At 60.8% G+C, this 23,835-nt stretch carries 25 protein-coding genes; 11 read left to right on the top strand and 14 right to left on the bottom strand.

Annotation, left to right across the window (positions count from 1 at the left end):
* Positions 1–96: 96 nt before the first annotated feature.
* The 4 genes from KVG91_RS22175 to lexA are packed head-to-tail and all read right to left on the bottom strand — an operon-like array spanning position 97 to position 5,939.
* On the bottom strand, positions 97–3,291 hold the full coding sequence (locus KVG91_RS22175) for an error-prone DNA polymerase (RefSeq protein ID WP_225927038.1): 3,195 nt from the start codon (positions 3,289–3,291) through the stop codon (positions 97–99).
* A complete protein-coding gene (locus KVG91_RS22170) occupies positions 3,288–4,700 on the bottom strand; it encodes a Y-family DNA polymerase (RefSeq protein ID WP_169376632.1) in 1,413 nt (470 codons plus the stop codon). Before KVG91_RS22170 ends, KVG91_RS22175 begins: the two co-directional genes overlap by 4 nt.
* Before the next feature lie 7 nt (positions 4,701–4,707).
* Entirely contained in the window at positions 4,708–5,322 is a 615-nt protein-coding gene (gene imuA, locus KVG91_RS22165; protein ID WP_169376631.1) for a translesion DNA synthesis-associated protein ImuA, read from the bottom strand.
* Positions 5,322–5,939, bottom strand: a complete 618-nt coding sequence (lexA, locus tag KVG91_RS22160) for a transcriptional repressor LexA (protein WP_169376630.1) — start codon at positions 5,937–5,939, stop codon at positions 5,322–5,324. Before lexA ends, imuA begins: the two co-directional genes overlap by 1 nt.
* A gap of 201 nt (positions 5,940–6,140) precedes the next feature.
* Here lexA and KVG91_RS22155 point away from each other — a divergent pair, with 201 nt between their 5' ends.
* The 5 genes from KVG91_RS22155 to KVG91_RS22135 all read left to right on the top strand — a co-directional run bounded on the left by KVG91_RS22155 (position 6,141) and on the right by KVG91_RS22135 (position 12,555).
* Entirely contained in the window at positions 6,141–10,964 is a 4,824-nt protein-coding gene (locus tag KVG91_RS22155) for an RHS repeat-associated core domain-containing protein (protein WP_217894938.1), read from the top strand.
* A 7-nt stretch (positions 10,965–10,971) separates the two neighbouring features.
* Positions 10,972–11,331 carry a hypothetical protein gene (locus tag KVG91_RS22150; protein ID WP_169377333.1) on the top strand — a complete coding sequence of 120 codons (360 nt, stop codon included), beginning with the start codon at positions 10,972–10,974 and terminating at the stop codon, positions 11,329–11,331.
* Between the two features lie 90 nt (positions 11,332–11,421).
* On the top strand, positions 11,422–11,628 hold the full coding sequence (locus tag KVG91_RS28090; RefSeq protein WP_404822457.1) for an RNase A-like domain-containing protein: 207 nt from the start codon (positions 11,422–11,424) through the stop codon (positions 11,626–11,628).
* A gap of 61 nt (positions 11,629–11,689) precedes the next feature.
* Complete coding sequence (locus KVG91_RS22140) at positions 11,690–12,007, top strand: contact-dependent growth inhibition system immunity protein (protein WP_169377334.1); 318 nt, start codon at positions 11,690–11,692, stop codon at positions 12,005–12,007.
* A gap of 137 nt (positions 12,008–12,144) precedes the next feature.
* Entirely contained in the window at positions 12,145–12,555 is a 411-nt protein-coding gene (locus KVG91_RS22135) for a hypothetical protein (RefSeq protein ID WP_169377335.1), read from the top strand.
* A 157-nt stretch (positions 12,556–12,712) separates the two neighbouring features.
* On the opposite strand, the gene KVG91_RS22130 is transcribed toward KVG91_RS22135, so the two are convergent.
* Positions 12,713–13,300 carry an NUDIX domain-containing protein gene (locus tag KVG91_RS22130; protein ID WP_169377336.1) on the bottom strand — a complete coding sequence of 196 codons (588 nt, stop codon included), beginning with the start codon at positions 13,298–13,300 and terminating at the stop codon, positions 12,713–12,715.
* Between the two features lie 182 nt (positions 13,301–13,482).
* On the opposite strand from KVG91_RS22130, the gene KVG91_RS22125 reads away from it, so the two are divergent.
* Positions 13,483–14,409, top strand: coding sequence for an alpha/beta hydrolase (locus tag KVG91_RS22125; protein ID WP_169377337.1), 927 nt, complete (start codon positions 13,483–13,485; stop codon positions 14,407–14,409).
* 177 nt (positions 14,410–14,586) lie between these two features.
* Here the strand turns inward: KVG91_RS22125 and KVG91_RS22120 are convergent, their stop codons facing one another.
* Positions 14,587–15,762, bottom strand: coding sequence for an alpha-hydroxy acid oxidase (locus KVG91_RS22120; protein WP_169377338.1), 1,176 nt, complete (start codon positions 15,760–15,762; stop codon positions 14,587–14,589).
* A 121-nt stretch (positions 15,763–15,883) separates the two neighbouring features.
* Here KVG91_RS22120 and KVG91_RS22115 point away from each other — a divergent pair, with 121 nt between their 5' ends.
* On the top strand, positions 15,884–16,669 hold the full coding sequence (locus KVG91_RS22115) for a DeoR/GlpR family DNA-binding transcription regulator (protein ID WP_169377339.1): 786 nt from the start codon (positions 15,884–15,886) through the stop codon (positions 16,667–16,669).
* Here the strand turns inward: KVG91_RS22115 and KVG91_RS22110 are convergent.
* The 3 genes from KVG91_RS22110 to KVG91_RS22100 are packed head-to-tail and all read right to left on the bottom strand — an operon-like array spanning position 16,634 to position 18,026.
* Positions 16,634–17,371: a DUF72 domain-containing protein gene (locus tag KVG91_RS22110; protein ID WP_169377340.1), complete on the bottom strand. Its 738-nt coding sequence runs from the start codon at positions 17,369–17,371 to the stop codon at positions 16,634–16,636. The genes KVG91_RS22115 and KVG91_RS22110 overlap by 36 nt on opposite strands.
* Positions 17,368–17,799: a DNA methylase gene (locus KVG91_RS22105; protein ID WP_169377341.1), complete on the bottom strand. Its 432-nt coding sequence runs from the start codon at positions 17,797–17,799 to the stop codon at positions 17,368–17,370. Before KVG91_RS22105 ends, KVG91_RS22110 begins: the two co-directional genes overlap by 4 nt.
* 2 nt (positions 17,800–17,801) lie before the next feature.
* On the bottom strand, positions 17,802–18,026 hold the full coding sequence (locus KVG91_RS22100) for a hypothetical protein (RefSeq protein ID WP_169377342.1): 225 nt from the start codon (positions 18,024–18,026) through the stop codon (positions 17,802–17,804).
* A 195-nt stretch (positions 18,027–18,221) separates the two neighbouring features.
* Here KVG91_RS22100 and KVG91_RS22095 point away from each other — a divergent pair, with 195 nt between their 5' ends.
* Both KVG91_RS22095 and KVG91_RS22090 read left to right on the top strand, forming a co-directional pair.
* On the top strand, positions 18,222–18,725 hold the full coding sequence (locus KVG91_RS22095) for a DUF4142 domain-containing protein (protein ID WP_169377343.1): 504 nt from the start codon (positions 18,222–18,224) through the stop codon (positions 18,723–18,725).
* Between the two features lie 30 nt (positions 18,726–18,755).
* Positions 18,756–19,316, top strand: a complete 561-nt coding sequence (locus KVG91_RS22090) for a type 1 glutamine amidotransferase domain-containing protein (protein ID WP_169377344.1) — start codon at positions 18,756–18,758, stop codon at positions 19,314–19,316.
* A 135-nt stretch (positions 19,317–19,451) separates the two neighbouring features.
* Here KVG91_RS22090 and KVG91_RS22085 read toward each other — a convergent pair whose 3' ends face one another.
* A complete protein-coding gene (locus tag KVG91_RS22085; protein WP_169377345.1) occupies positions 19,452–19,658 on the bottom strand; it encodes a PLDc N-terminal domain-containing protein in 207 nt (68 codons plus the stop codon).
* Positions 19,659–19,925: 267 nt separating this feature from the next.
* Here KVG91_RS22085 and KVG91_RS22080 point away from each other — a divergent pair, with 267 nt between their 5' ends.
* Both KVG91_RS22080 and KVG91_RS22075 read left to right on the top strand, forming a co-directional pair.
* Complete coding sequence (locus KVG91_RS22080) at positions 19,926–20,402, top strand: hemerythrin domain-containing protein (RefSeq protein WP_169377346.1); 477 nt, start codon at positions 19,926–19,928, stop codon at positions 20,400–20,402.
* A gap of 91 nt (positions 20,403–20,493) precedes the next feature.
* Positions 20,494–20,784, top strand: a complete 291-nt coding sequence (locus KVG91_RS22075; RefSeq protein ID WP_169377347.1) for a hypothetical protein — start codon at positions 20,494–20,496, stop codon at positions 20,782–20,784.
* Here the strand turns inward: KVG91_RS22075 and KVG91_RS22070 are convergent.
* From KVG91_RS22070 to nrdD, 4 genes are all read right to left on the bottom strand, one after another.
* Positions 20,773–20,982, bottom strand: coding sequence for a DUF3079 domain-containing protein (locus tag KVG91_RS22070; RefSeq protein ID WP_169377348.1), 210 nt, complete (start codon positions 20,980–20,982; stop codon positions 20,773–20,775). The genes KVG91_RS22075 and KVG91_RS22070 overlap by 12 nt on opposite strands.
* 296 nt (positions 20,983–21,278) lie before the next feature.
* On the bottom strand, positions 21,279–22,898 hold the full coding sequence (locus KVG91_RS22065; RefSeq protein WP_169377349.1) for a methyl-accepting chemotaxis protein: 1,620 nt from the start codon (positions 22,896–22,898) through the stop codon (positions 21,279–21,281).
* Positions 22,899–22,967: 69 nt separating this feature from the next.
* Entirely contained in the window at positions 22,968–23,663 is a 696-nt protein-coding gene (locus tag KVG91_RS22060; protein ID WP_169377350.1) for an anaerobic ribonucleoside-triphosphate reductase activating protein, read from the bottom strand.
* Positions 23,660–23,815: an anaerobic ribonucleoside-triphosphate reductase gene (gene nrdD / locus KVG91_RS27835; protein WP_169377351.1), complete on the bottom strand. Its 156-nt coding sequence runs from the start codon at positions 23,813–23,815 to the stop codon at positions 23,660–23,662. Before nrdD ends, KVG91_RS22060 begins: the two co-directional genes overlap by 4 nt.
* Between the last annotated feature and the right edge of the window lie 20 nt (positions 23,816–23,835).

Raw genomic sequence — 23,835 nt, 5'->3', positions numbered from 1 at the left:
GCAAAGAGAGGACAGTCGCGAAATTTGGAGCGCATCGGGCCCGGATGGTTTCATCTCTTATAATTTATGGGGTTACGACTGCACAAGTCACCTGTCTTAGTGGAAATCCCGACTGCGCACATCGATGCCTTGCAACAACGGCGTCAGGTCGGTAAGCCGCCCGGCAATCAGGTGCCGCACCTCGCCCACCGCTTCCCAACGCCCGTCGACTTTCAACAAGCGCGACCCGACCAAGGCCTGGCGTTGACGTTCGGCCAGGTCGCGCCAGACCACCACGTTGAGGTTGCCGAATTCATCTTCCAGGGTCACGAAGGTTACGCCGCTGGCGGTGCCTGGGCGCTGCCGACCGGTGACCAGGCCGGCGACGCTGACATTGCGCCCATGCTCGACCCCCATCAGCTCCTGTGAACTGCGGCAGCGCCGCTTGCGCAGTTCAGCCCGCAGCAACGCCAACGGATGTGGGCCGAGGGTAGTGCCGACCGTGGCATAGTCGGCGTGCAGGTCCTCAGCCACCGTCGGTGCCGGTAGCTCCACCACCGCTTCTTCCGGGCTGGGCAGGCCGGCAAACAGCCCGAGTTGTTTGTGCACGCCCGCCACCTCCCAGCGTGCCGTGTGCCGGTTGCCGGCCAGGGCGCGCAAGGCGCCGGCGTCCGCCAGCAACGCCTGGGCGCGTGCCTCCAGCCCGGCGCGCTCATCCAGGTCGGCAATGTCGCTGAATGCGCGGCGCTGGCGTGCGGCTTCGATGCGCCGCCCATCCTCTTCGCGAAACCCTGCGATCATACGCAGGCCCATGCGAATCGCCGGCTGCGCGCCATCGATGGGCTCCAGGCTGCAATCCCAATCGCTGGCCTGCACGTCCACCGGGCGGATCTGCAAGCGATGGCGCCGCGCGTCCTGCAGGATCTGGTCCGGGCTGTAGAAGCCCATGGGCCAGCTGTTGATCAGCGCACAGGCAAACGCCGCCGGTTCATGGCACTTGAGCCAGCAACTGGCGTAGGTCAGCAAGGCGAAACTGGCCGCGTGGGATTCGGGGAAGCCATAACTGCCAAAGCCCTTGATCTGCTCGAAGATCTGCGCGGCGAAGGCTTCGCTGTAGCCGTTTTTCAGCATGCCGGTGCGCAGGCGCTCCTGGTGCGGCTCCAGGCCGCCGTGGCGTTTCCAGGCGGCCATGGAACGGCGCAACTGGTCGGCCTCGCCGGGCCCGTAGTCGGCGGCGACCATGGCGATCTGCATCACCTGTTCCTGGAACAACGGGATGCCCAGGGTCCGTTCCAGCACGGCCTTGAGTTCCGGCGAAGGGTAAGTGGTTGGCTCTTCCTTGTTACGCCGGCGCAGGTACGGGTGCACCATGCCGCCCTGGATCGGCCCCGGCCGCACGATGGCAACCTCGATCACCAGGTCGTAAAACGTTTGGGGCTTGAGCCGCGGCAACATCGCCATTTGCGCCCGCGACTCGATCTGGAACACGCCGATGGTGTCGGCCTTGCTGATCATTGCATAGGTGGCCGGGTCTTCCTTGGGGATGCAGGCCAGGGACAGGTCCCGATTGCGATGGCGGCGCAGCAGGTCGAAGCAGCGGCGGATCGCGCTGAGCATGCCCAGGGCCAGGATATCCACCTTGAGCAGGCCGACGGCATCGAGGTCGTCCTTGTCCCACTGGATGATGGTGCGCTCGGCCATGGCGGCGTTTTCCACCGGCACCAGGGTGTCCAGCGGGTATTCGGAAATCACGAAGCCGCCGGGGTGCTGGGACAGGTGCCGGGGGAAGCCGATCAGTTGTTGAGTGAGGGTCAGCACCCGGCGCAGGATCGGGCTTTCGGGGTCGAAACCTGCTTCACGCAGGCGCTCCAGGGGCGGCGCGTCGTCACTCCAGCGCCCGCAACACTCGGCCAGCACGTTGATCTGGTCCGGCGGCAAGCCCAGGGCCTTGGCCACATCGCGCACCGCGCCGGTCGCGTGGTAACTGCTGACCACCGCCGTCAAGGCCGCGCGCGTGCGGCCGTAGCGCTGGAACACGTACTGCAGCACTTCTTCGCGGCGTTCATGTTCGAAGTCCACGTCGATGTCCGGCGGTTCATTGCGCTCTTTTGACAAGAAACGCTCGAACAGCATGTTCGTCAGGCTCGGGTTGATCTCGGTGATGCCCAGGGCAAAGCACACCGCCGAGTTGGCCGCCGAGCCGCGGCCCTGGCACAGGATCGAACGGCTGCGGGCGAACTGCACAATGTCATGCACGGTGAGGAAATAGCTTTCGTAGCCCAGCTCGCTGATCAGTTCCAGTTCCTTGTTGATCTGTTGCAAGGTCTTGGCGTCGATGCCGTGCGGCCAGCGCCGGGCGATGCCGTCTTCGGTCACCGCGCGCAACCAAGTCTTGGCGTCATGGCCGGTGGGGACCAGCTCGCGCGGGTAGTGGTAACGCAATTGGCTGAGGTCGAACGTGCAACGGCGCGCGATGACCTCGGTTTGCTCGAGCAGCGACGCGGGATACAGCGCCTGTAACGCCTCCAGGCTGCGCAAGTGCCGCTCGCCATTGGGGTGCAGGCGCGTACCGGCGTCGGCCACCGGCACGTGATGACGGATGGCGGTCATGGTGTCTTGCAGGGCCCGGCGGCCGCGCGCATGCATATGCACATCGCCACAGGCCACCGCCGGAATCTGCAGGCTGGCGGCCAGGTGCAGACGTTGCTCCAGATGGCGCGTATCGTCCTGGCCGCAATGCAGGTGCACCGCCAGCCACAGGCGCCCGGCGAAGGTGCGGCGCAGCCACTGGATCGAGGCCTGGGTGTCGCTGTCTTCGGCAACCCACAGTGCCAGCAGGCCAGGCAGCGGTTGCTCGAAGTCCTCGTGCAGCAGGCGATAGCGGCCTTTTTCGGCACGCCGCCTGGCCAGGGTGATCAAGCGGCACAGGTGTTGGTAGCCGCTGAGGTCTTCGACCAGCAGCACCAGTTTCGGGCCGTTTTCGATGCGCACCTCGCTGCCGATAATCAGCGGTAACTGCACCGCCTTCGCTGCCTGCCAGGCACGCACGATGCCCGACAGGGTGCATTCGTCAGTGATTGCCAGGGCGCTGTAGCCTTGGCGCTTGGCGCGCTCGAACAACTCCAGCGCACTCGACGCGCCGCGCTGGAAGCTGAAGTTGGACAGGCAGTGCAGTTCACTGTAGGAGCGAGCTTGCTCGCGAAGGTCGTTAACGTTGACGCGGGTTTTCTGGGTGACCGTGTTGACTGGGCGTTTTTCGCGAGCAAGCTCGCTCCTACAGGTGGCCGTCAGCGGCATCTCGGTAATTTTCATGCAAACCAGCCTTGCAGCCACAATCCATCGCGCTGGCCAACGTTGCGGAACGCCCAGCCTTGCTGGCCGGCGCGGGTCTGGATCAGGTAGTAGTCGCGGCGAATATCGGCGCCATCCCACCAGCCGGATTCAATACGTTCCGGCCCCATGAGGATCTGCACACCATGATCGGCCAGGAGCGTGGGTTCGTTCAGCAGCCAGCCGGGGCGTTGTACGGGGCTCAAGGCCGGGCACGGGTGTTTATCCACCGCCGCTTGCCAGGCGCATTCGGGGCGATGGTCGGCATGGAAGCGCAGGCCCTGCACCGCCTCATCGCCCAAGCGGGCACGCAGGCGTTCGCGCAATTGCTCCCACGGCAGGGTCTGGTGCGGGCGGTCGTCGAACAGGTCCTGGCGCTGCGGCACGAACACCGGCAAATCCTGCGCCACCAGGCGAAAGCCGCGTACCGGTGAAGTGACTTGCACCTGCTCCAGGCGGCCTCGGGCCAGTTCAAACAACATCGCCGGTTCGCGCTCGGCGCTGAGCAAGCCGACCTGGATCACACTGTCCGGCGCCTGGGCATGCTCCAGGTGCAGGTCGAAGCGCTGCACGCCACTGTCGCGGCCACACAGAAAGGCGGACAGATCACCGGTCAGACGCCTTAGAGGAAACAGCAGCGCCTGGTGGGACTGCACGTCGAAATTAAGCTCGATGCGCACATCGAAGCGATCCGGCGGTTGATAGAACGCCAGGGCCAGTGGCCGCTGCCCGACCAGGGCATCGAGGTGCTTGAGCAGACCGGCATCGAAACGCCGCGCCAAGGTATGCCGAGGCAGCGCCTGCACTTGGGCCAGGCTGCGCAGGCCCATGCGCGACAAGGCAGTGGCGGCCTGCGGGTCGAGACCGGCGCGGTCGATCGGCAGCGACGCCAGGGCCTGCGGCAAGCCGTCATCCTGTACCGCCAGGCCATCATCCATATTGGCCAGCACCCGCGCCGCAGCCGGGTTGGGCGCAGCGACGATGCGGTGACGAAACCCCAGTTCGGTCAATTCCTTGCGCAAGCGTGCTTCGAACCGCGGCCACGGTCCGAACAGGCCCAGGCTCGACTCGATCTCGAACAACAAGGCGCGCGGGTAGTACAGGCTGACCTGGGAACTGAACTGGTAGGCCCATGCGGCCAGAAACTGTTGGCTGCGTTCAATCTCGGCGGGATCGTATTCGGCGCAGGCAAAGTGCTTGACCAGGGCATGCGCCGCCGTCAGCGACTGGCCAGGGCGCAGGCCGAGGGCGCGGGCGGCGTCATTGACGGTTTGCAGCACCCGCCGCTGCGGCGTGCCGGCCAGCAGGGCCAACGGTTGGTCCGGCTCGGGGTGCACACGCTGCACCCCGTCCAGCGCCAATTGCGGGAAGACAATACACACCCAGCGCATGGCAAGCTCAGTGCCCCGCCAGCGCAATCGGCGCCGGATGAGCCAACCCGCCACGGCACTTGAGCACGCGCACCTGCGCGGGCCTGGCCTCCACGGCCAGGCGCAAGGCGGCGGGCGATGCATTGACCGCCTCACTCAAGGCGCGCCAGGCAAACGCCAGGGTCTGTCCGGTTTCCGCCGCCACCTGCAGGCGCCGCAGCGCACGGTCATCGGCCTTGCGCGGCCAACACAACACCGCGCCGCAACTGCCGGAACGCAGGCACTGCTCCACCGCCCACAGCGCATCGCGTTCCTCGGCCTGAACCACCGAGAGCAGGCGCAAATCCACCCCGGCGTTCTGCCAGGCGTGGGGATACGGCGTATAGGGCGGCGCCACCAGCACAATGCGCTCCCCCGCCTTTGACAAGCGCGCCAGGGTCGGCAGCACCAGTTGCAGTTCGCCCACGCCCTCCTTGGCCATCAGGATTTCACTCAAGGCCGCCTCCGGCCAGCCGCCCGTGGGCAACACCGCGTCCAGCGCCGCCAGCCCGGTGGGCTGCACGCTGGCCGGCGGCGCGGCGGGCCGGCCCTTCCAGACACGCCCGCCATTGAACAGCGTGTCCAGGGCAACCACGGCGCCCATCAGCCTTGCCTCACCAGGCCGCAGAACACCCCTTCGATGGCCAGGTCCTGGTCGGGCCCGACGACGATGGGTTGATACGCGGGGTTGCGCGGCAACAGGCGCACGCTGTCGCCGTTGCGTTCGAAACGCTTGATGGTCACTTCACCGTCCAGGCGCGCCACCACGATCTGCCCGTTCAAGGCCTCGGCACTGCGGCGTACGCCCACCAGGTCACCGTCGAGAATGCCGTCTTCGATCATGGAGTCGCCCTGCACCCGCAGCAGATAGTCCGGGGTTTTCGCGAAGGTCGACGGGTCCAGTTGCAGGCGGCTGTGCACTTCAGCATCGGCGCCGATGGGCAAGCCGGCAGCGACGCGACCGAGCACCGGCACATCCAGCCATTCCGGGCGCACCGGTTGGTTGAGCAGGCGAATGCCTCGGGCCTGGTGGGGGTTGACCTCGATAAAACCGGCCTCGGTCAGCGCGAGCACATGCTTGCGCGCCACGCTGCGCGAGGCAAAGCCGAACGCCTCGGCGATCTCGGCGAGGCTGGGGGGCTGGCCTTGCTGCGCGATGCGGTCGCGGATGAAGGTCAGGATGGCGGTGCGGCGGGGCGTTAGAGTCGTCATGGAGTACATTTGTACTCCTGTGGGAAATTTCTGACAATAGCCGCCAGTCGCTTGGGGGAGGACGGTGGATGTCGAAACGTCCCACGTTACGGCCGGACTAGCTCTACTGCCCTGCTCTGGGAACCTCTGCAAAGTCCCTCGCCTGAATACACAGTGCGAGGGATTGCAAATGATGTTTTTTGTATGGGCCCCGGTGGGTGGGGCTGCCTCTTGATTCCGGTTATCGGCAAGTTCGTTCTGTCCCCCCTGGACGCCAGGCAGCCGGACGCCGACAGCGTGTTTCGTGACTTGCGCCAGTGCCTGAACACCTTTGACGCCTGGGCCGAGAGTTTCTGGAGTGGCTCGGCGCTGGAAGTGGAGCAGGTGTTCAAAGTCGGTGACGAAGTCTCCCTCGTCGCTCCCGCATCGTCTAAAGAACCCAGTCGCACCGTTGCCGTGTGCAAGGCCCAGGGCTCGCTGACGCTGGTGCATATGTTCGAAAGCACGCGGTTTGTGCCCATCGGCAACACGCCGGTGATGCTGCAGGCGATTGCCGCCGACGGCAGTCCAACCGGTGCGCCGATCCATCGCACCATCGGCCCCAGCGGCATTCTTAAAATCGACGATTGCACCCGCGATCAGCGCTACCAGATCACCTTTTATCCCAACGTTTCCAAGGATCACGTCAAGGCGCTGTATGCGTCTTATCAGGCGCTGATCGCGGGGCTGGACGAGCGTCTGCGCGAGGAATGGAAGAAGACCTTCAAGCCGCAATGGGACGAGTTTGCCAACGCCACGCCTTTCGAGCGCAGCGCCATGCAAGGGCTGGCGTTCTCGACCGGGATCGGCAAGGCGCTCTACAACCTGTGGGACGACCTCACGCAGTTGTATGAACTGCTGGCGGACCTCAAGGCCAACAGCCAGAAGCTGCTGCAGTACGTCTCCCAGGCCGAACTTGATGAGCTGCTGAAGCTGGGCAAGGACGCGATTGCCCAAGGCCTGCTCGTGCTCAGCGATGAGCCGCTGTTGTTCATCTACCTGTCAGCCATGGCGGCCTGGATACGCCTGCTGCCGCCGCCGCAGATGTACGAGTTGCTGGGCGAGATAACCGGCGAGGTGCTGATCAATCTGTTCCTGGCCTGGGCGACGCGCGGCATGGGGGTGCAGATCCGGCTGGGGGTTCAGACACTGGGGCATATCAAGTCCGGGTGGGTGCGCACGTGGCTGCAAAGGCTGGCGGATCAGCTCGTGGGGCCTGGGTTGGAACCGCATGTCGAAGTGGCCAAACCGTTGTTGCTGGGGAGCGCGGCGACGCCGATCAAGGCCGTGCCGGTTGCGCCGTTGAAGGTTGGGGATCAGCAGGTTTCGAACCCGGCGCCGGTGGTGCGCAACAAGTCCCAGCGGACGGTGTTGGTGCGGCAGGAGCCTGTGGACGATGTGCCTGCTGTTGCTCGAAACCTGAATGGCGATGCTGCCGCGTCTTCGGACAAAACGTCCACTGACGGTTGCCCGGTGTCGATGGTCACGGGCGAGGAACTGCTGACGCTGACCGATGGTGCACTGGACGGGATTTTGCCGTTCGAGTGGGCCCGGTTGTACCGCACCAGTGCGGTGGAAGTGGACTGCGGGTTGGGGTTTGGCTGGAGTCATTCTTTAGCGCATCGGCTGAGTGTTTCCGGTGATTCGGTGGTGTGGACGGATCATGAGAATCGGTCGACTGCCCTGCCCTTGCCGACCGTGGCTCGGCCAGCAATTACCAACAGCCTGGCGGAAGCTGCGATCTATTTGGGGGCTTTGCCAGGTGAGTTGGTGCTGGCCCAGGCATCACGGTTCTATCACTTTCGCGATGGCGTGCTGTTCTCGATCAGCGATGCATATGACAACCGGCTGCGTATTTCCCAGGATTTTTTGGGGCGTATTGAGCGGGTTGATAACGGCGTTGGGCGGTCGCTGTTGCTGCGCTATGCGTCGGGCCGCATCGTTGCGGTGGATTACCAGATTGAGCGCGCGGTCGACGAGGGTCCGTTTGTCTGGGTGACGGAGCAGAACGTTGTTTCCTACACCTATGACGATCTAGGACGGTTGGTTTCGGCGACCAATGCGGTAGGCGAAAGCGAGGTTTATCGGTACGACGAGCAGCACGTCATTCTTGAGCGTGGGCTGGCCGGTGGCGCGAGTTTTTACTGGGAGTGGGAAAGGTCTGGCAAGGCGGCGCGGTGTGTTCGGCATTGGGCCAGCTTTTCGCAGATGGACACGCGGTATGTCTGGGATGACAACGGCAGTGTCACAGTTTTTAACGCCGATGGAAGCCAGGAAGTCTATGCGCATGACCAGCGGGCGCGGCTGGTACAGCGGGTGGACCCGGATGGCGCCCAGCACTTCAAATCCTACGACGACAAAGGCCGGCTGACGGTTGAGCAGGACCCGCTCGGGGCGATCACCGCGTATCAGTACGACGAAGCCGGGCGCTTGGTGGCGTTGTTTCCGGGGGACGATGAGCCGACGACCTACGAACATGACAACGGTTTCGTACGGGTTGTGCGGCGTGGTGAAGCGGTCTGGAAATACGAGCGTAATGATCAGGGCGACGTAACGCGCAGGACCGATCCTGACGGCAACTCCACGGACTACAGCTACAACAAATACGGACAACTGACCCAGGTCCGGTACCCGGATCACAGCTGGCATCGCTTGGTATGGAATGCGCGCGGGCAGTTGCTTGAAGAGCAACTGCCGAATGGCGGAATCAAGCGTTATCGCTATGACGATCTAGGCCGGCAGATTGCGCGCGAAGATGAACGCAGCGCGCTGACGCAGTATCAATGGGATGCAGCAGGCCGCTTGCTGAAACTGACTCAGCCCGGTGGCGCCACACGGGAATACAGCTACAACCCCTACGGAAAAATCACCTCCGAACGCGACGAACTGGGCCGGGTTACCCGCTACGAATACGCCGACGGCCTACACCTGATCAGCCGCCGCATCAACGCCGACGGCACCCAGGTCAACTACCGCTATAACAACGCGCGGTTACTGCTGACCGAAATCGAAAACGAAGTCGGCGAAACCTACCGACTCCAGTACCACAACAACGGCCTGATCCAGCAGGAAATCGGCTTTGACGGCCAGCGCACCGCCTACGTCTACGACCTCAACGGCAACCTGCAGGAAAAAACCGAACACGGCGACGACGGCAGTCAGCTAATCACCCGCTACGAACGCGACCCTGCCGGGCGCCTCGTCAGAAAAACCCTGCCCGACGGCAACATCATCGATTACGCCTACGACCGCCAAGGCAATCTCCTCAGCGTCGACGACGGCCATTGGTTTTTAGCCTACGAATACGACCCACAAAACCGCCTCACCGCCGAACACCAAGGCTGGGGCACCTTGCGCTACGGCTACGACGCCTGCGGCCAGCTCCAAAACCTGCGCCTGCCCGACAACAACCGCGTCACCTTTAACCACGACAAGGGCGGCCACCTCGCCACCGTAGAACTGAACGGTGAACTGCTCACCTCACACCTGTTCAAAGCCGGCCAGGAACACCAACGCCAACAAGGCCAACTGATCAGTCGCTACCACTACGACGATCAGCAGCGCCTGCACACCCACGCCGTGACTCAACAGCACAACTACTTCTACCAACGTCACTACGACTACGACAAATCCGACAACCTCACCCGCCTGAACGACACCCGCAAAGGCGAACACCACTACCACTACGATCCACTGAACCGCCTCACCCGCGCCGACCATTCCCAAGGCGAACACGAACGCTTCGCCCACGACCCGGCCGGCAACCTGCTCATGCAAGACCGCCCCGGTCCGGACATCGTCGCCGGCAACCGCCTGATGATCCAGGGCGACCGCCACTACGACTACGACGCCTTCGGCAACCTCATCCGCGAACGACGCGGCAAAGGCCATCAACTCGTCACCGAATACCGCTACGACTGCCAACACCGGTTGATCGGCATCACCCAACCCAACGGCCAAACCGCCAGCTATCGCTACGACCCGTTCGGCCGCCGAATCAGCAAAACCGTCGACGGCATCACCACCGAGTTCTTCTGGCAAGGCGACAAACTCATCGCCGAACACCATGCGGACCGTCACCGCAGCTATCTCTACGAACCGGACAGTTTCCGGCCACTAGCCCTATTGGAAGGGTTTGGCCCAAAAGAAGCGAAGCCCTACCACTATCAACTCGACCACCTCGGTACGCCCCAAGAGCTCACCGCCCCGGACGGAAAAATCGTCTGGTCCGCGCATTACCGTGCCTACGGCGAAATCACCCGCCTCGACGCCGATAAAGTTGAAAATCCGCTGCGCTTCCAAGGGCAGTACTTCGATCCGGAAAGCGGGCTGCACTACAACCGCCATCGCTACTACAATCCGGATATTGGTCGTTACCTGACGCCGGATCCGGTGAAGCTGGCGGGTGGGATCAACGCTTACCAGTACGTGCCTAACCCTACAGGCTGGGTGGATCCGTTAGGATTGAACTCATGTCCTGGTAAAGATGGTTGCAAACCGAACGCTACTGCACAAAGCTCTGCGCCAAGTGTTAACGACGGAGAGGCCGCTTTACCCCAACTGACGCGCGCTGAACGTCAGGCAAGAGTTGATAAACTTGCTGAAGCGAACGCCTATAGGCGCCTGGACGAACTTGAGAAATCAATTCTAGGAGCACATTTCCTTGAGAAACATGGCGCGCAAACAACACTCGAATCTCAGCTCGAACGATTGAATACCGCAAAAAACCCGACGACAGGAATTATTGAACGCTACACGTCAGGTCCGAACACAGGGGAACCTAAATACCCACCGGCCGCAACTAAATATCTCAGCCACCGGGACCAATTAAATTCGATATACCGAGCCCAGCTCATCTTTAGAAGAAACGGACTCGCCGCATCAATGAGACCTATGGACATGGACAAGATTATTGGTGAAGGATACTCAAATAATGGAATGGGATACAGTCAGAAGCGCAAAGCAAGGGTGATATTAAATAACCAAGGCGACCCAAAAACAGCTTACACGGAGTGATGATGAAATGAAAAACAAGCCCAGCTTGTCCATAATCCGTGGACTACTGTTCACTTACGACATTGAAAACACGGATGATATAGAGCGAGAAAAATTTATCGCATCAAAAAACATAAACAACGAGAAAGAACTTATAGAACTTTTTGACAAATTAACCAAACCAGACTTCCAGAATTACACGAAAGCTGAGCAAGAGTGGTTCATCGACTCAATAACACACTTTCTCGCCATAAACGACAGTTTTGATTCGATCTTTAAAACAATGGCGACTTATTTCAGCGCACCTGTAATTGACCAAAATAAATTTATGCAAGTTCTTTTAAACTGCTTAAAAAACTATTACAACACTTCGAAGCCAGGAAGTTAAAAACAACTTGATCGTTTCCCACGCTTCGCGTGGTAATGCATCCCGTGACGCGGAGCTTCACACGGCGGGACGCGGAGCGTCCCAGGCGGAATTCCCACGCGGAGCGTTGGAACGATCGATAGAGCAACAGCGGAGCGGGAGGTATCGACCGTACTGGACGAAAATAAAGCAAAAATCGATAAGCTTTTAAAAGGAACAAGTAATCAAACCGTCATCACTCAAAAAACCAAACACCCCGTAGGCACAAGCTTTAAAAAGAACAGCAAAACAGAGGTTCTGGAAAGGAAATTTACCTGATAATCCGCAGAGCCCATAACATGCAAACTGGCTACCGAATTCATACTGGATTTCCAAACCCATGAATCAAGACTTTCCCGAATTACAGCAGTTTCTTGCTGGCTTCTTCAATCAAGACTGGATTGATGACCACAAAAAAGCGGACGACGTTATTGATTTTTTCATCTCCGAATCTTCTGAAGATACGTTATTAGAAGTGCAAGCAGAACTAGATAAGCTGATGCGCAGCGGAAAGACAGAACAAGAGCTTGAAGATTACTTACTCAGCGATATCGGCTGCTACTATTATTATCGCAGCGAATGGCCCGACGGAATAACTTGGTTGAGGCATGTTATATCAATCCTCAAAAACGCAACCTCATCAAATGGAAAACTCTGAACGACGCCCAAGGAAGCGACACCTACTCCTCTGGCGAGCGAGCTTGCTCGCGTTGGGCCGCACAGCGGTCCAAATCCGAACAACTGAGATGGCACCTTCAAGGGGTACACGATATTGAATCCTAATAGGACATACCCATGAAATCACGTGAGATCACCCTCATCAAAAACGGTATCCGTGAAAACGCAGTGGTCGAATACGAAGGGGGCAAGCCAACCCTTAACTTACTGCTGAACAACGGGCTGCGTAAAACCTATACCGCACTCGACCTGTACGACAGCTTCGGCCTGATGAGAGCCGATTTGAAAGACATCCAATTCTTGTGCAAGGGCGCCAGGATCAATGTGCATACATCCGGCATGTCTTCCCATATGTCAAATGGCCTTGTTGCGTATGAGCTGACGATGGGACAGCCAGACGGTGAACTTGTCCATATCTTTGCCTATGAAGAATGTGATCTGACCAACGACATACAGGAGCAACATGACTTCTGTCTGCGCTGGGCCGAATCATTCCAGGAACAGAGATATGGTTCAGGGTCTATTTGATCGTTCCCACGCTCCGCGTGGTAACGCATCCCGTGACGCTCTGCGTCACGCGGCGGGACGCGGAGCGTCCCAGGCGGCATTCCCACGCGGAGCATGGGAACGATCAATGCGTGGGAACGATCAATGGCAACGCAGGTTTGCCCGGGAGAATGCGGGCTCACCATCCCTCTTTAAGCATCCGCAACTCCAAATGCTGCAGCAGCATGATGGTCTTTCCATCCACAATCTCACCGCCCTGCACCATCCCCAACGCCTGCTCGAAACCCAGCTCCAGCACCTCGATATCTTCCCCCTCTTCCGCCAGCCCGCCACCGGTTCCAACCCGATCCCCAGGCTGGTATTCACCGATGAAAAAGTGAATCCGCTCCGTCACCGAGCCTGGGCTCATGAACGCCGCATAGACCTTCTCCACATGCCCCACGCGGTAGCCGGTTTCCTCTTCCGCTTCCAGGCGGATGCGTTCCTCGGGGCTGGCATTGTCGAGCAACCCGGCTGCGGCTTCGATCAGGTACCCGTGGTAGTCATTGACGAAGGTGGGCATGCGGAACTGGCGAATCAACAACACCGTGCGCTGTGCGCGGTTGTACAGCAGGATGGTCGCGCCGTTGCCGCGGTCGTACACCTCGCGGGTCTGGGCTTGCCAACTGCCGTCGCGGCGGCGCAGGTCGAAGCTGTATTTTTTCAGCAGGTACCAGTTTTCCGAGAGGGTTTCTTCGGCGGTAATGCGAACGGAGCTGTTGTCCATGATCAGTCCTTGGCTCAAAGGAGCCAGAGCATGTCGCGGTGGCGGCGTCAGCGTCAAGGTGACGGCTCGATTGCGAAGCTGTAACACTTTGCAAGCAATCCCCGTTTACGGCTGTCGTATTAATTCCTGCCCGTGGCGGCCATCTGGTAAAACCCCTGCTTCACCTTTTCCCTGGAACCTTCATGCCCTCTCGTTTTCTCTCGCGCCTGAGCCTGCGCTGGTTTCCCCTGGTGTGCATGGCCTTGTTGATCGTCGGCCTGCCGGTGGGGTGCGCCGTGCTGCAACACAAGGAGCGTGAACTGGTGTTTCGCATCGAACCGGGCACCGCCAGCTGGTACAGCGGCTTGCCCAAGGCCGTGCAGGAATTTGAACTGAAACCGGCCAGTTTCAAGTCAGGGCAGACGATTCATGGATGGTGGTACCCGGCGGACAACAAGGACGCACCCGCCATCCTCTACCTGCACGGCGTACGCTGGAACCTGACCGGGCAGTTGTTTCGCATCGAGCAATTGCATGCCCTGGGCTACTCGGTTCTGGCCTTCGACTATCGCGGCTTCGGCGATAGCCACGGCGAGCTGCCGTCGGAAACCACCGTATACGAAGACGCGCGCATCGCCTGGGAGCGGTTTCAGGTGCTGCAACCTGACCCCGGCAAACGCCTGATCTACGGGCATTCCCTGGGCGGCGCGGTGGCCATCGACCTGGCTGCCGAGCTGGGCAGGCAAACGCCGCTGCCGGTGCGCGGGCTGGTGATCGAATCGACCTTTACTTCGCTGGCGGATGTGGCCACGGCGGTGGCGAACACCTCGTTGCCGGTGCGCTGGCTGCTGTCGCAAAAGTTCGATTCGATCGACAAGATTGCCGACATCCATATGCCACTACTGGTGGTCCACGGGCTGGACGACCGCTATGTGCCGCCGCGTTTCAGCCAGCAACTGTTTGAGGCCGCCCGGGAACCCAAACGGCTTTTATTGGTGCCGGGTGCCAGCCATAACAACAGCATGAGTCTGGCCGGTCGCAGTTATGGCCAGGCGCTGGACAAGCTGATGCAAGTGAAGATGCCGCCCCGGGTTGTGACGCACTCCACAGGCCGTAGCGGCGACTCGTAAAAATGCTTTTCGGCACTGGGTTCGCGCTGGCCTGTCAAGCGCAAACCCAGCCCATGCTGGGCCAAAACAGAAGTTGATCAAATAATGATCTCGGCTCAAATCGCCAACCCTGCCGGGGCTTCGCAAAGTTATCCACAGAGATACCCACGGTTTCCGTGGACAACTCTTTTTATATTTTTACGATTTTTTTGCTCGGTAAACCGTTTCGGGAAAGGTACCCGGCAACAAAATCTCGCGATTCACATCGCGTATATCGTTATACCCACACAGCGCCATCGACACTTCCAACTCACGGGCGATGATGTCAAGTGCCTTGGTCACGCCTGCCTCGCCCATCGCACCCAAGCCATACAGGTGCGCGCGGCCGATCATGGTGCCTTTGGCACCCAGGGCCATCGCCTTGAGCACGTCCTGGCCGGAACGAATGCCACCATCAAGCCACACCTCAATGCGCTCGCCCACCGCATCCACAATCGCCGGCAGTTGGCTGATGCTCGACGGCGCGCCATCCAGTTGGCGCCCACCGTGGTTGCTGACCACCAATGCGTCGGCGCCGGAATTGGCGGCCAGGTGCGCATCTTCCACATCAAGGATGCCCTTGATGATCAACTTGCCGCCCCAGCACTTCTTGATCCACTCCACATCGTCCCAACTCAAGCGCGGGTCGAACTGCTGGGCGGTCCAGGAAGACAGTGAACTCATGTCGGCCACCCCTTTGACATGCCCGACGATATTGCCGAAGCCACGGCGCCGGGTGCCGAGCATGCCCATCACCCAGCGTGGCTTGGTGGCCATGTTAAGGATATTCGGCAAAGTCAGTTTGGGCGGTGCCGACAGGCCGTTGATCAGGTCTTTGTGGCGTTGCCCGAGGATCTGCAGGTCGAGGGTCAGCACCAGCGCATCCACACCGGCAGCCTTGGCGCGCTCGATCAACTGCTCGATAAACGCGCGGTCGCGCATCACATACAGCTGAAACCAGAAGGGCTTGCCGACGTGCTCGGCGATGTCTTCCAGGGAGCAGATGCTCATGGTCGACAAGGTGTAACGCAGGCCAAACGCGGCAGCGGCGCGGGCGGTGAGGATCTCGCCGTCGGCGTGCTGCATGCCGGCCAACCCGGTCGGCGCCAGGGCCACCGGCATGGCCATGTCCTGGCCGATCATCGTGGCGCGGATCGATCGTTCATCGATATTGCGCGCCACCCGCTGGCGGAATTTGATGCTGGCAAAATCGCTTTCATTGGCGCGGTAGGTGCTTTCAGTCCAGGAGCCGGAATCGGCGTAGTCGTAGAACATCCGTGGGACACGTTTTTGCGCCAGCCTGCGTAAATCTTCGATGGTGGTCATCAACGACATCGAGCTCTCCTCTCCCTGAACTGAACGCTGAGAGTAGCCGCCTGTTGGCTGCGCAACCAGTTATTGTGTTTATAACGCGCCGCGGCTAACCTCGCATAAACCCGCAAAAAGATGCATAACCATGCAAAGCACCCATCAAGCCATCGACTTGCCTTCCTTGCGCAAGCAAAAGATCCTGTTGCTGTTGGAACGCGACGGCAAAGTCAACGCCGCGCACTTGGTGGAACACTTTGCCGTGTCCGCGGACACCATCCGCCGCGACCTCGGCGAACTCGCCGCCGCCGGGCTGTTGCAGCGTGTACACGGCGGCGCCCTGCCGCGGCCCAAGGACACCGGCAAAGACTTCTTCACCCGTGTCGGCGAAACCAACGAAGCCAAGCGCCGCCTTGCCCGGCTGGCGGCCGAGCGCGTGGAAGATGGCCAGATTGTGATGTTCGATTCGGGGTCCACTACCTTACAGATCGCCCAGTCGCTGCCCCGCTCGATCCGCCTGACCGTGGTCACGACGTCGCCGATGATCGCCATCGCACTGGCCGACCACTCCGACGTAAAAGTGATCCTGACCGGCGGCCAGCTCAACCCGGCGACCCTGTCCACCAGCGGCCACGAAACCGTGCGCCTGATCCAGAGCATCAAGGCCGACCTGCTGTTTACCGGGGTCTGCGCCCTGCACCCGCAAGTGGGCATCAGTTCGCTGCATTTTGACGAAGTGGCGGTCAAACAGGCGTTGCTCGACAGCGCCTCCCACGTGGTGGCGGTGACCCTGGCAGACAAGCTCGGCGCGGTGGAGCCCTTCGTGGTGGCACCGTGCAGCCGCATCCACACGTTGATTACCGAGTGGCATGTGCCAAGCGTGCAAGCTTATGAGCAGTTAGGGCTGGAAGTGTTGCGCATAGAGGTCGAGTAGGGACAAGGCATCGGACGTGGCATGGCCGCTGGCGGTGTTATCGAAGATGCACCAAGTGGGAATGCCGTCCTGCACGGACCGGGTCAACAGCCGCGACAAGGCCTGCACCCGTTCCGGCCCATAAGCACTGTGGTAAATACGCGGCGTTCCATGCAGGCGCCAATACCGCACGCCCTGCCAGCCGGCCGGCGCGTCGCCCGTCTCGATCACCGGCGGGTCGGCGGCCACGCGGCCTATCTGCAAGTCCTGCAGCAGGCCCTCAGCGGCCAACCAGCTCGGATGACGCGGTTCGAGCACCACATCGCCGGTAAAGCGCTGGCGTAACGCTCTGAAAAAAACGCTGGCCACCACCGGTTCGAAGTGCAACGAAGGCGGTAACTGCACCAGCAGGCAGCCAAGCTTTGCGCCCAATTGCACGCATTGGGCAAGAAACTCATCCAGCGCCGTTTCGCAGCGCTGCAAGCGCAATTCGTGGGTGATGCGCTTGGGCACCTTGACCGAAAAACGAAATGTCGCCGGCACCGATTGCGCCCAGCGCTCATAGGTCTTGGCCAAGTGGGGGCGATAAAACGAACTGTTAATTTCCACCGCATTGAAGCGTGAAGCGTAGCGCTGCAAATGCGTACCCTCGCCGGTAAAGGCTGGCCAGGCCTCACGCGGCAGACTCCAGCCGGCACACCCCACGTAGAGCGGTGCGGTCAAAACAGCACCTTGGCGGCATCGCGCATGAAAATCTCGATGGTCTTGGGCCCGACTCCGTCAAACTCCGCCAGGCGCTTTTCAAAGGCTTGACGGCTATCGCTGGCGCTGCGGATCCGGGTGATCCTGCCCGCGTATTCGGCGTTCAGCTTGGCGCTGAGGTCGAGCAGGCGTTGCGCCGTGGTCTCGTCATAACGCACGTAATGCGCGCGGCCGAGCATGGCCACCAACTCACGCGACGTGCAGTGCTGCAATTTGCGCGCGGTGTCGCAACCCTGCTCTTCAACGATCACCTTGTAGGCCTGCGCGGCAATCGGCGCCTGGATTCGCTTACCCATCAGGAAACTGGCGATAAACCACTTGAACAGGCTGGCGTCATCTTCGCGCTGAAGCTCTATGCCCAGCTCGGACGCCGAAATAGCCTTGGCCATGCCTAGCGGTCCAATTTGCGCTCGGCCTTGGCGGCCTGTTCATTGATAGCGTCGGTCTGGCGCTCGGTGTCCTTGATCGAAGTCGGCGTGATCACTTTGTCGACGGTTTTGGTATCAGGATTCGGGTGCTCCAGGGTCTGCCCCTTCGAAGGCCGTTCGCTGCCTGTTTGCGTCTGCTCGGAGCTGATGGGATCGGGGGTTTTGTCGGCGGGGTTGTGATCGGTCACGGTGCATCTCCTGGCAATGAAAGCCCGCGAAAAAGCCGGGGCAGTTATGCAGCAGAGCCCGACGCATTTCGATAGTTCAAGTAAATTGCCCGTCCCACCACTGGCGAAAAAAATCCAAAAAAAATTAAACCTTTTGCGCAGGCCCCGGCTCAATTTTCAGGTAACGACATCACGTCATCCACAAGGAGATACACCATGACTACCAAGCTGATGAAACAGATGGGCCTGACTTTCGCACTGGTCGCCGGTTCGATTTCCGTCGCCATGGCGGCCACCTCCAATGACTTCGTCGACGGGGCTGCGCAAAGCGGTATCACCGAAATCGAAGCCGGCAAGCTCGCGCTGCAAAAGAGCGGCTCGGCTGACGTGAAAAGTTTCGCCCAGCACATGATTGATGACCACACCAAAACCAACCAGGAGCTGATGGCGCTGGCCAAGAAACACGATCTGGAAGTGCCGGACGACGCCGCCCTGATGGACAAGGCCAAGAAAGCCATCCTCGAAATGCGCGACGAATCGTTCGACAAGGCCTACGCCAACAACCAGGTCAACGCCCATGAACAGGCGGTCGAACTGTTCAAGAAAGAGTCCACTTCGTCGGACAACGCCGAACTGAAGGCTTTCGCCAGCGAGAAGCTGCCGACCCTGGAACAGCACCTGCAAAAAGCCAAGGAGCTGCAAAGCAAGTACGCCAAGTAATTTCATTCACTGCACAGGAGGCATCCGAACATGAGTGCGCAACTCAACGGGAAGAAAATCCTGATCATCACGTCCAACACCGGCATCGAGCGCGATGAATTGCTCAAGCCTCTGGAAGCGCTACGCGGTTTTGGCGCCACCGTGACCCATGGCTCCAGCAAAGGCGGGACCACCCAGACCTTTGTCGGCGACACCGAAAAGGACCAGACCGTGGAGTCCGACGTGCAACTGTCGGATGTGGTCAGCAAGGACTTTGACGCCCTGGTTATCCCAGGCGGGACGGTCAATGCCGACACCTTGCGTCAGGATGCAGCGGCGCTGCGCCTGATCAAGGACTTCGCCGAAGCCGGCAAGCCCATTGCTGCCATCTGCCATGGCCCGTGGGCGCTGATCGATGCCGGCGTGGTCAAGGGCAAGACGCTGACCTCCTACAAGAGTGTTCGCATTGACCTGGAAAACGCCGGCGCCGCCGGTTGGGTCGATGCCGAGGTCAAGCTGTGCACGGCCAATGGCTGGACGTTGATCACCTCGCGCACCCCGGACGATCTGCCGGCGTTCAACGAGGCGATTGCCAAGGCACTGGCTGGCTGAGTCGCTGCGGATGCAAAACAACGCCCCGAATGATTCGGGGCGTTGTGCGTTATGCGGCTGAGCTCGACCGCAACGAAAAAGGCTCCGCATCTTGCGATGCGAAGCCCTGTGCAGGTTGCCCGAACGGTGTTTGCCTCAGCTCCTGCGGTGCTCCGGCATCTCACGTTTTGGGCCGAACATCGCCCAGGCAATCAGGCCAAACAATGGGACGAAGATCAGTATGATCAGCCACAACCCCTTGGTCTCCCAGCCACCGGTGCTGCGCAACACAACGTTGATCGCCCACAATTCCACCAGCAACAGAATCACTGCCAAACCAATCCAGATATATTGGATTTCCATGCTTCACCTCCTAGGTCGTATGCATTAGGTCAAGTATTTGCCGTCAGGGTTCCATTAAAATTCGAGCGGGCGCCGCTTCGTTGTGGAATGCAATGTACCCCAAGGCCAACCATGCAACCTGCACGACCAGCACAGCTTACAAATCTACTTATCTACTTGAATCTATTGAATATTTATAAATAAGCAGAGTTGGTACAACTGATGCACTACTCCCATGGACGAGGCGTGCATTTCGACACGCCCTGAGTTTTCCGTGAGGTGTCACCCATGAATGCCATTGACCTGCTCATCGCCGACCACGAACGCGTGAAGGCCCTGTTGACTCAATTGAGCGAGTCCACCGAACGCGGGGTTAAAAAACGTACTGAGCTGCTGGCCAAGCTGGAGATGGAAATCACGCTGCACACCAAGCTTGAAGAAGAAATCCTCTACCCGGCTTTCCGCAAAGCCGGCGGCAAGGAACAGGACATCATGTACCACGAAGCCAAGGAAGAGCACCGTACCGTGGACTCGCTGGTACTGCCGGACCTGAAGCAGACCGACCCGTCCACCACCGAGTTCTCGGGCCGCGTCAAAGTGGTCAAGGAGCTGCTTGAGCACCATATCGAAGAAGAGGAAAGCGAGATGTTCCCACAGGCTAAAAAGTTGCTGGGCAAGGCGCAGCTCGAAGAGCTGGGTGCCGAAATGGAAGCCATGAAAGCGGCGTATAAGAAGTCGCTTTCGGCCAAGCCAATGGCGGCTTGATTAAGGCATGACCGCAGCCTGGAGATGATCCAGGCTGCGGGGCTATCCGAGTGTTATCAGACGAATTATCTAAACGATAGGGGATTGCGTCATGAAGACCAGATTGTCCCAACGGATTTTGCTTATCGTCGGCTTGTCAGCCCTGCTGACTGGCCCTGCTCTCGCCGCCTTTGGCGACAACCCTGAACCTGCCGCGAACCTCTTGAGTGGTGACAGCGCCAGCGGTTCCGCCCTTCCCCCGGGGAACTACCCCAGCAGCCCCTCCGACAGCGACAAGAAAGGTAAAGAGGCCGACGAGCAGCCGAGCAAACCGGCTGAGCCTGCCGATAACCGTAAAGATTCCGAAGAAGACAGCCAGCCAAAAAGCCGATCAGGCAGCTGACGGCTCATCCGCAGTCGGCGGCTCGGGCGCGAGCCCCCAGTCGCCATGTTCGTACCAGTCGTCACCGAGCATCTCTGCCGGGTGCATGGTGCGGTCGGCGCCGTTGCCGCAGGCCAGGTCGGTTGCGGCGCAGTAGCGGTCACACCCCCAGCAGATGCGCTCGGGGTGTTTGGGGTGCAAAGGAAAAGGCTTGGCCATGATGGGAGTCCTTGCCGGCGAACGGTGTGTTCACATTAATCATCCAATGCGCGCCGGTACTTGATCCGCATCAAGTCAGGGCGATCGCGCACTGTTTCGGCCCTTTGGTGTGGTATTGGCGCCTCAGGGTGGTGCGGCGCTGTCGCTGTAGTGAGCGGGCTTGCCCCGCGCTGGGTGGCGAAGCCGCCCAAACAAAGGCACCTCCGTTTTCCAGCTATAACCGAGTCGGCTGATTTAGGGCGGCTTCGCCACCCGGCGCGGGGCAAGCCCGCTCACTACAGTTTAGAGAGTCGCCGCTACACCTTGAACCGCCCCACCATCTGATGCAGCGCGCCCGCCATCCCGGCCAGGTCCTGCCCCGCCGTCTGCGTATGCATCGCTCCCTGCAACACCTGCTGCGACAGGTTGCGGATGCCCACCAGGTTGCGATCCACCTCCCGCGCCACCAGCGCCTGCTCTTCGGTGGCGCTGGCGATCAGCAGGTTGCGCTCATTGATCTGCGAGATAGACCGGGTAATTTCATCCAGTGCCTCCCCGGAGCGCTGTGCCACGCCGAGGGTGGCCTGCACCCGCTCGCTGCTGTTGTGCATGGCGGCCACCGCCTGCTCGGTGTCCTGGCGGATATTGCCGATCATCTGTTCGATCTCTTGGGTCGACGCCTGGGTGCGATGCGCCAATGCGCGTACCTCATCGGCCACCACCGCGAACCCACGCCCGGCCTCGCCGGCGCGGGCCGCTTCGATGGCGGCGTTGAGGGCCAACAGGTTGGTCTGGTCGGCAATGCTGCGGATCACGTCCAGCACGCTGCTGATGTCCTGCACGCGCCCGGCCAGTTGCTGGATACGTTCGGAGGTTTCCACTACGCCGCTCGCCAGGGTGTTGATCGACGCTACGGTCTCCTGCACCTGGGCCCGGCCGCGTTGGGCGGTCTGTTCCGACAGGCGCGAGGCCTCGCTGGTGCTCACCGCATTGCGCGCCACTTCGTCGACGGCGGCGGTCATTTGGTTCACCGCCGTCGCCGCCTGTTCGATTTCCTGGCCTTGGGCCTGCAAGCTGCTGCTGGTCTGGCCGCTCACCGCGCTCAGCTCTTCGGACGAACTGGCCACGCCGTCCACCGACGCTGCGATGTGCCGCACCATCTGATTGAGGTTCTGTTGCATCTGGTGCAGGTTGCGCATCACGCTGCCTTCGGCGCTGTTGCCCAGTGGCACCACAACGGTCAGGTCGCCCTGGGCGATATGGCTCAGCACGCGGGCGGCTTCGTCCGGCTCGCCACCCAAGGGCCGGATCACGCTGCGCGTGACGATCACGGCGGCAGCCACCACCAAAACCATGCACAACAGGAACAGCCCGAGCATGTTGCGCCGGGCCTCGTCGTACAGCACCTGCGCCGCCTGTTCGCGCTCGGCAAACAGGCGTCCCTGCATGGCCATCAACGCATCCAGGCTCTTGAACACGTCCAGCTCGGCCGGCATCACCTGTTGCTTGAGCTGGGCCAGGCCCTGCTCGCGGGCGCCCTGTTTGATCAGCGCCTGCACCTGGGTGAAGGCGGCCACGTAGGTTTCGCGATGGGACTTCAAGGTGGCGTAGGCGGCCTTGCCTTCGGCGGTGTCGAGCAGCGGCTCAAGGGTGGCAAACGCCTGGGTGATGCGCTGCCGCGTGGTGCCGATGGCCTCTTGGGCCAGGCTGTTGTCCTGGTCGATCAGCAGGTCGCGGGTGTTGCGGCCGTTATCGCGCACGCCGGTGGCGATCACCATGATCGGTGCGATCCGGGGCCAATCCTGCTGCACGATCTGCTCGGATTGCTGCTTGAGGGTTGCCAGGTCGTGCAAGGCGTAGAACACCAGACCGACCAGGGCCAACGGCGCAATCGCGAAACCGATGACAATGCGTTGCGCCGTGGTTAACTGCTTCATTCCGTACATTCCTTTGATGAACACCTGCCCAGCATGGGCAGCCTCTATAAAACCGCACGAGAACGCTGATCACCCGCGCAATACAAAAGCGGGAAACAACTCGCGCAAACGCCCCCATAATTCCGGCAACGCGGCCTGTAGCGGCGCACTCGGCAATTGCGTGTCGAGCATGCTGGCCGTGCGCACCATCTGCACGGCGAAACGCTGCACACCACGGGCTTGCAAACGCTGGGCCAGCAGTAACAGGCGCGATGGGTCGATCAGGTGCCAATGCACCGTGGTGCGGCATTCGTACTCCACGCCACTGGCAAGCAAGGCATCGAGGCTGCGCCAGTTGGCGGCGCCGCTGCCCCTGACCTGCGTAATCGACTGGCAGTCTTCGGCCAGCGCCTTGACGTCAAACCCGACCCAGTCGGCATGGCGCAGCGCATTGGCAAACCCGCCCGGCTTGATCCCCGCGCTGTGCAGACCGATGTGAAAGCCCATCGCGCGCACTTCGTCCATGGCCGCCGGCAGGCCTTCCTGCAACGTCGGTTCGCCACCGCTGAACACCACCGCATCGAGCAAGTCCCGGCGCCGCTGCAGGAACAGCAGCACCCGGCGCCAATCCACCTCGGTGCTCGCGCGCGGCGGGATCAGGCCAGGGTTGTGGCAGTAACGGCAACGCCAGGCGCAGCCTTGGCAGAACAGCACGCAGGCGAGCATGCCGGGGTAGTCGAGGGTGGTCAGGGGCACCATGCCCCCGACCCGTAGCGCTCGACTCATTGGCGCCCGACCGCAGCCGCCGTTTCAGTGAAGTGCACGCGTTCCTTGTGCTCGGACTGCTTGCCGGGATTGAACGCCGACACCGGCCGGTGGTAGCCCATCACCCGGGTCCAGATTTCGCAGCGCTGACGTTGTGGCTGGGATGCTTGCATGGTGGAACTCCTTGCGGATT

It is taken from the genome of Pseudomonas azadiae, assembly GCF_019145355.1.
Classification (GTDB): Bacteria; Pseudomonadota; Gammaproteobacteria; order Pseudomonadales; family Pseudomonadaceae; genus Aquipseudomonas; species Aquipseudomonas azadiae.
The sequence above is the reverse complement of the archived record's forward strand: the minus strand, read 5'-3'. Positions and strand labels throughout refer to the sequence as shown.

What these genes read in the sequence shown, in the direction of transcription:
- KVG91_RS22070 (WP_169377348.1), bottom strand. Translation starts at nt 20,982, where the DNA reads ATGGCCAAGCCTTTTCCTTTGCACCCCAAACACCCCGAGCGCATCTGC.
- KVG91_RS22130 (WP_169377336.1), bottom strand. Translation starts at nt 13,300, where the DNA reads ATGGACAACAGCTCCGTTCGCATTACCGCCGAAGAAACCCTCTCGGAA.
- imuA (WP_169376631.1), bottom strand. Translation starts at nt 5,322, where the DNA reads ATGGGCGCCGTGGTTGCCCTGGACACGCTGTTCAATGGCGGGCGTGTC.
- KVG91_RS22095 (WP_169377343.1), top strand. Translation starts at nt 18,222, where the DNA reads ATGACTACCAAGCTGATGAAACAGATGGGCCTGACTTTCGCACTGGTC.
- KVG91_RS22120 (WP_169377338.1), bottom strand. Translation starts at nt 15,762, where the DNA reads ATGTCGTTGATGACCACCATCGAAGATTTACGCAGGCTGGCGCAAAAA.
- KVG91_RS22060 (WP_169377350.1), bottom strand. Translation starts at nt 23,663, where the DNA reads ATGAGTCGAGCGCTACGGGTCGGGGGCATGGTGCCCCTGACCACCCTC.
- KVG91_RS22150 (WP_169377333.1), top strand. Translation starts at nt 10,972, where the DNA reads ATGAAAAACAAGCCCAGCTTGTCCATAATCCGTGGACTACTGTTCACT.
- KVG91_RS22075 (WP_169377347.1), top strand. Translation starts at nt 20,494, where the DNA reads ATGAAGACCAGATTGTCCCAACGGATTTTGCTTATCGTCGGCTTGTCA.
- KVG91_RS22065 (WP_169377349.1), bottom strand. Translation starts at nt 22,898, where the DNA reads ATGAAGCAGTTAACCACGGCGCAACGCATTGTCATCGGTTTCGCGATT.
- KVG91_RS22140 (WP_169377334.1), top strand. Translation starts at nt 11,690, where the DNA reads ATGAATCAAGACTTTCCCGAATTACAGCAGTTTCTTGCTGGCTTCTTC.
- KVG91_RS22175 (WP_225927038.1), bottom strand. Translation starts at nt 3,291, where the DNA reads ATGAAAATTACCGAGATGCCGCTGACGGCCACCTGTAGGAGCGAGCTT.
- KVG91_RS22090 (WP_169377344.1), top strand. Translation starts at nt 18,756, where the DNA reads ATGAGTGCGCAACTCAACGGGAAGAAAATCCTGATCATCACGTCCAAC.
- KVG91_RS22080 (WP_169377346.1), top strand. Translation starts at nt 19,926, where the DNA reads ATGAATGCCATTGACCTGCTCATCGCCGACCACGAACGCGTGAAGGCC.
- KVG91_RS22170 (WP_169376632.1), bottom strand. Translation starts at nt 4,700, where the DNA reads ATGCGCTGGGTGTGTATTGTCTTCCCGCAATTGGCGCTGGACGGGGTG.
- lexA (WP_169376630.1), bottom strand. Translation starts at nt 5,939, where the DNA reads ATGTACTCCATGACGACTCTAACGCCCCGCCGCACCGCCATCCTGACC.
- KVG91_RS22105 (WP_169377341.1), bottom strand. Translation starts at nt 17,799, where the DNA reads ATGGCCAAGGCTATTTCGGCGTCCGAGCTGGGCATAGAGCTTCAGCGC.
- KVG91_RS22115 (WP_169377339.1), top strand. Translation starts at nt 15,884, where the DNA reads ATGCAAAGCACCCATCAAGCCATCGACTTGCCTTCCTTGCGCAAGCAA.
- KVG91_RS22125 (WP_169377337.1), top strand. Translation starts at nt 13,483, where the DNA reads ATGCCCTCTCGTTTTCTCTCGCGCCTGAGCCTGCGCTGGTTTCCCCTG.
- KVG91_RS22085 (WP_169377345.1), bottom strand. Translation starts at nt 19,658, where the DNA reads ATGGAAATCCAATATATCTGGATTGGTTTGGCAGTGATTCTGTTGCTG.
- KVG91_RS22135 (WP_169377335.1), top strand. Translation starts at nt 12,145, where the DNA reads ATGAAATCACGTGAGATCACCCTCATCAAAAACGGTATCCGTGAAAAC.
- nrdD (WP_169377351.1), bottom strand. Translation starts at nt 23,815, where the DNA reads ATGCAAGCATCCCAGCCACAACGTCAGCGCTGCGAAATCTGGACCCGG.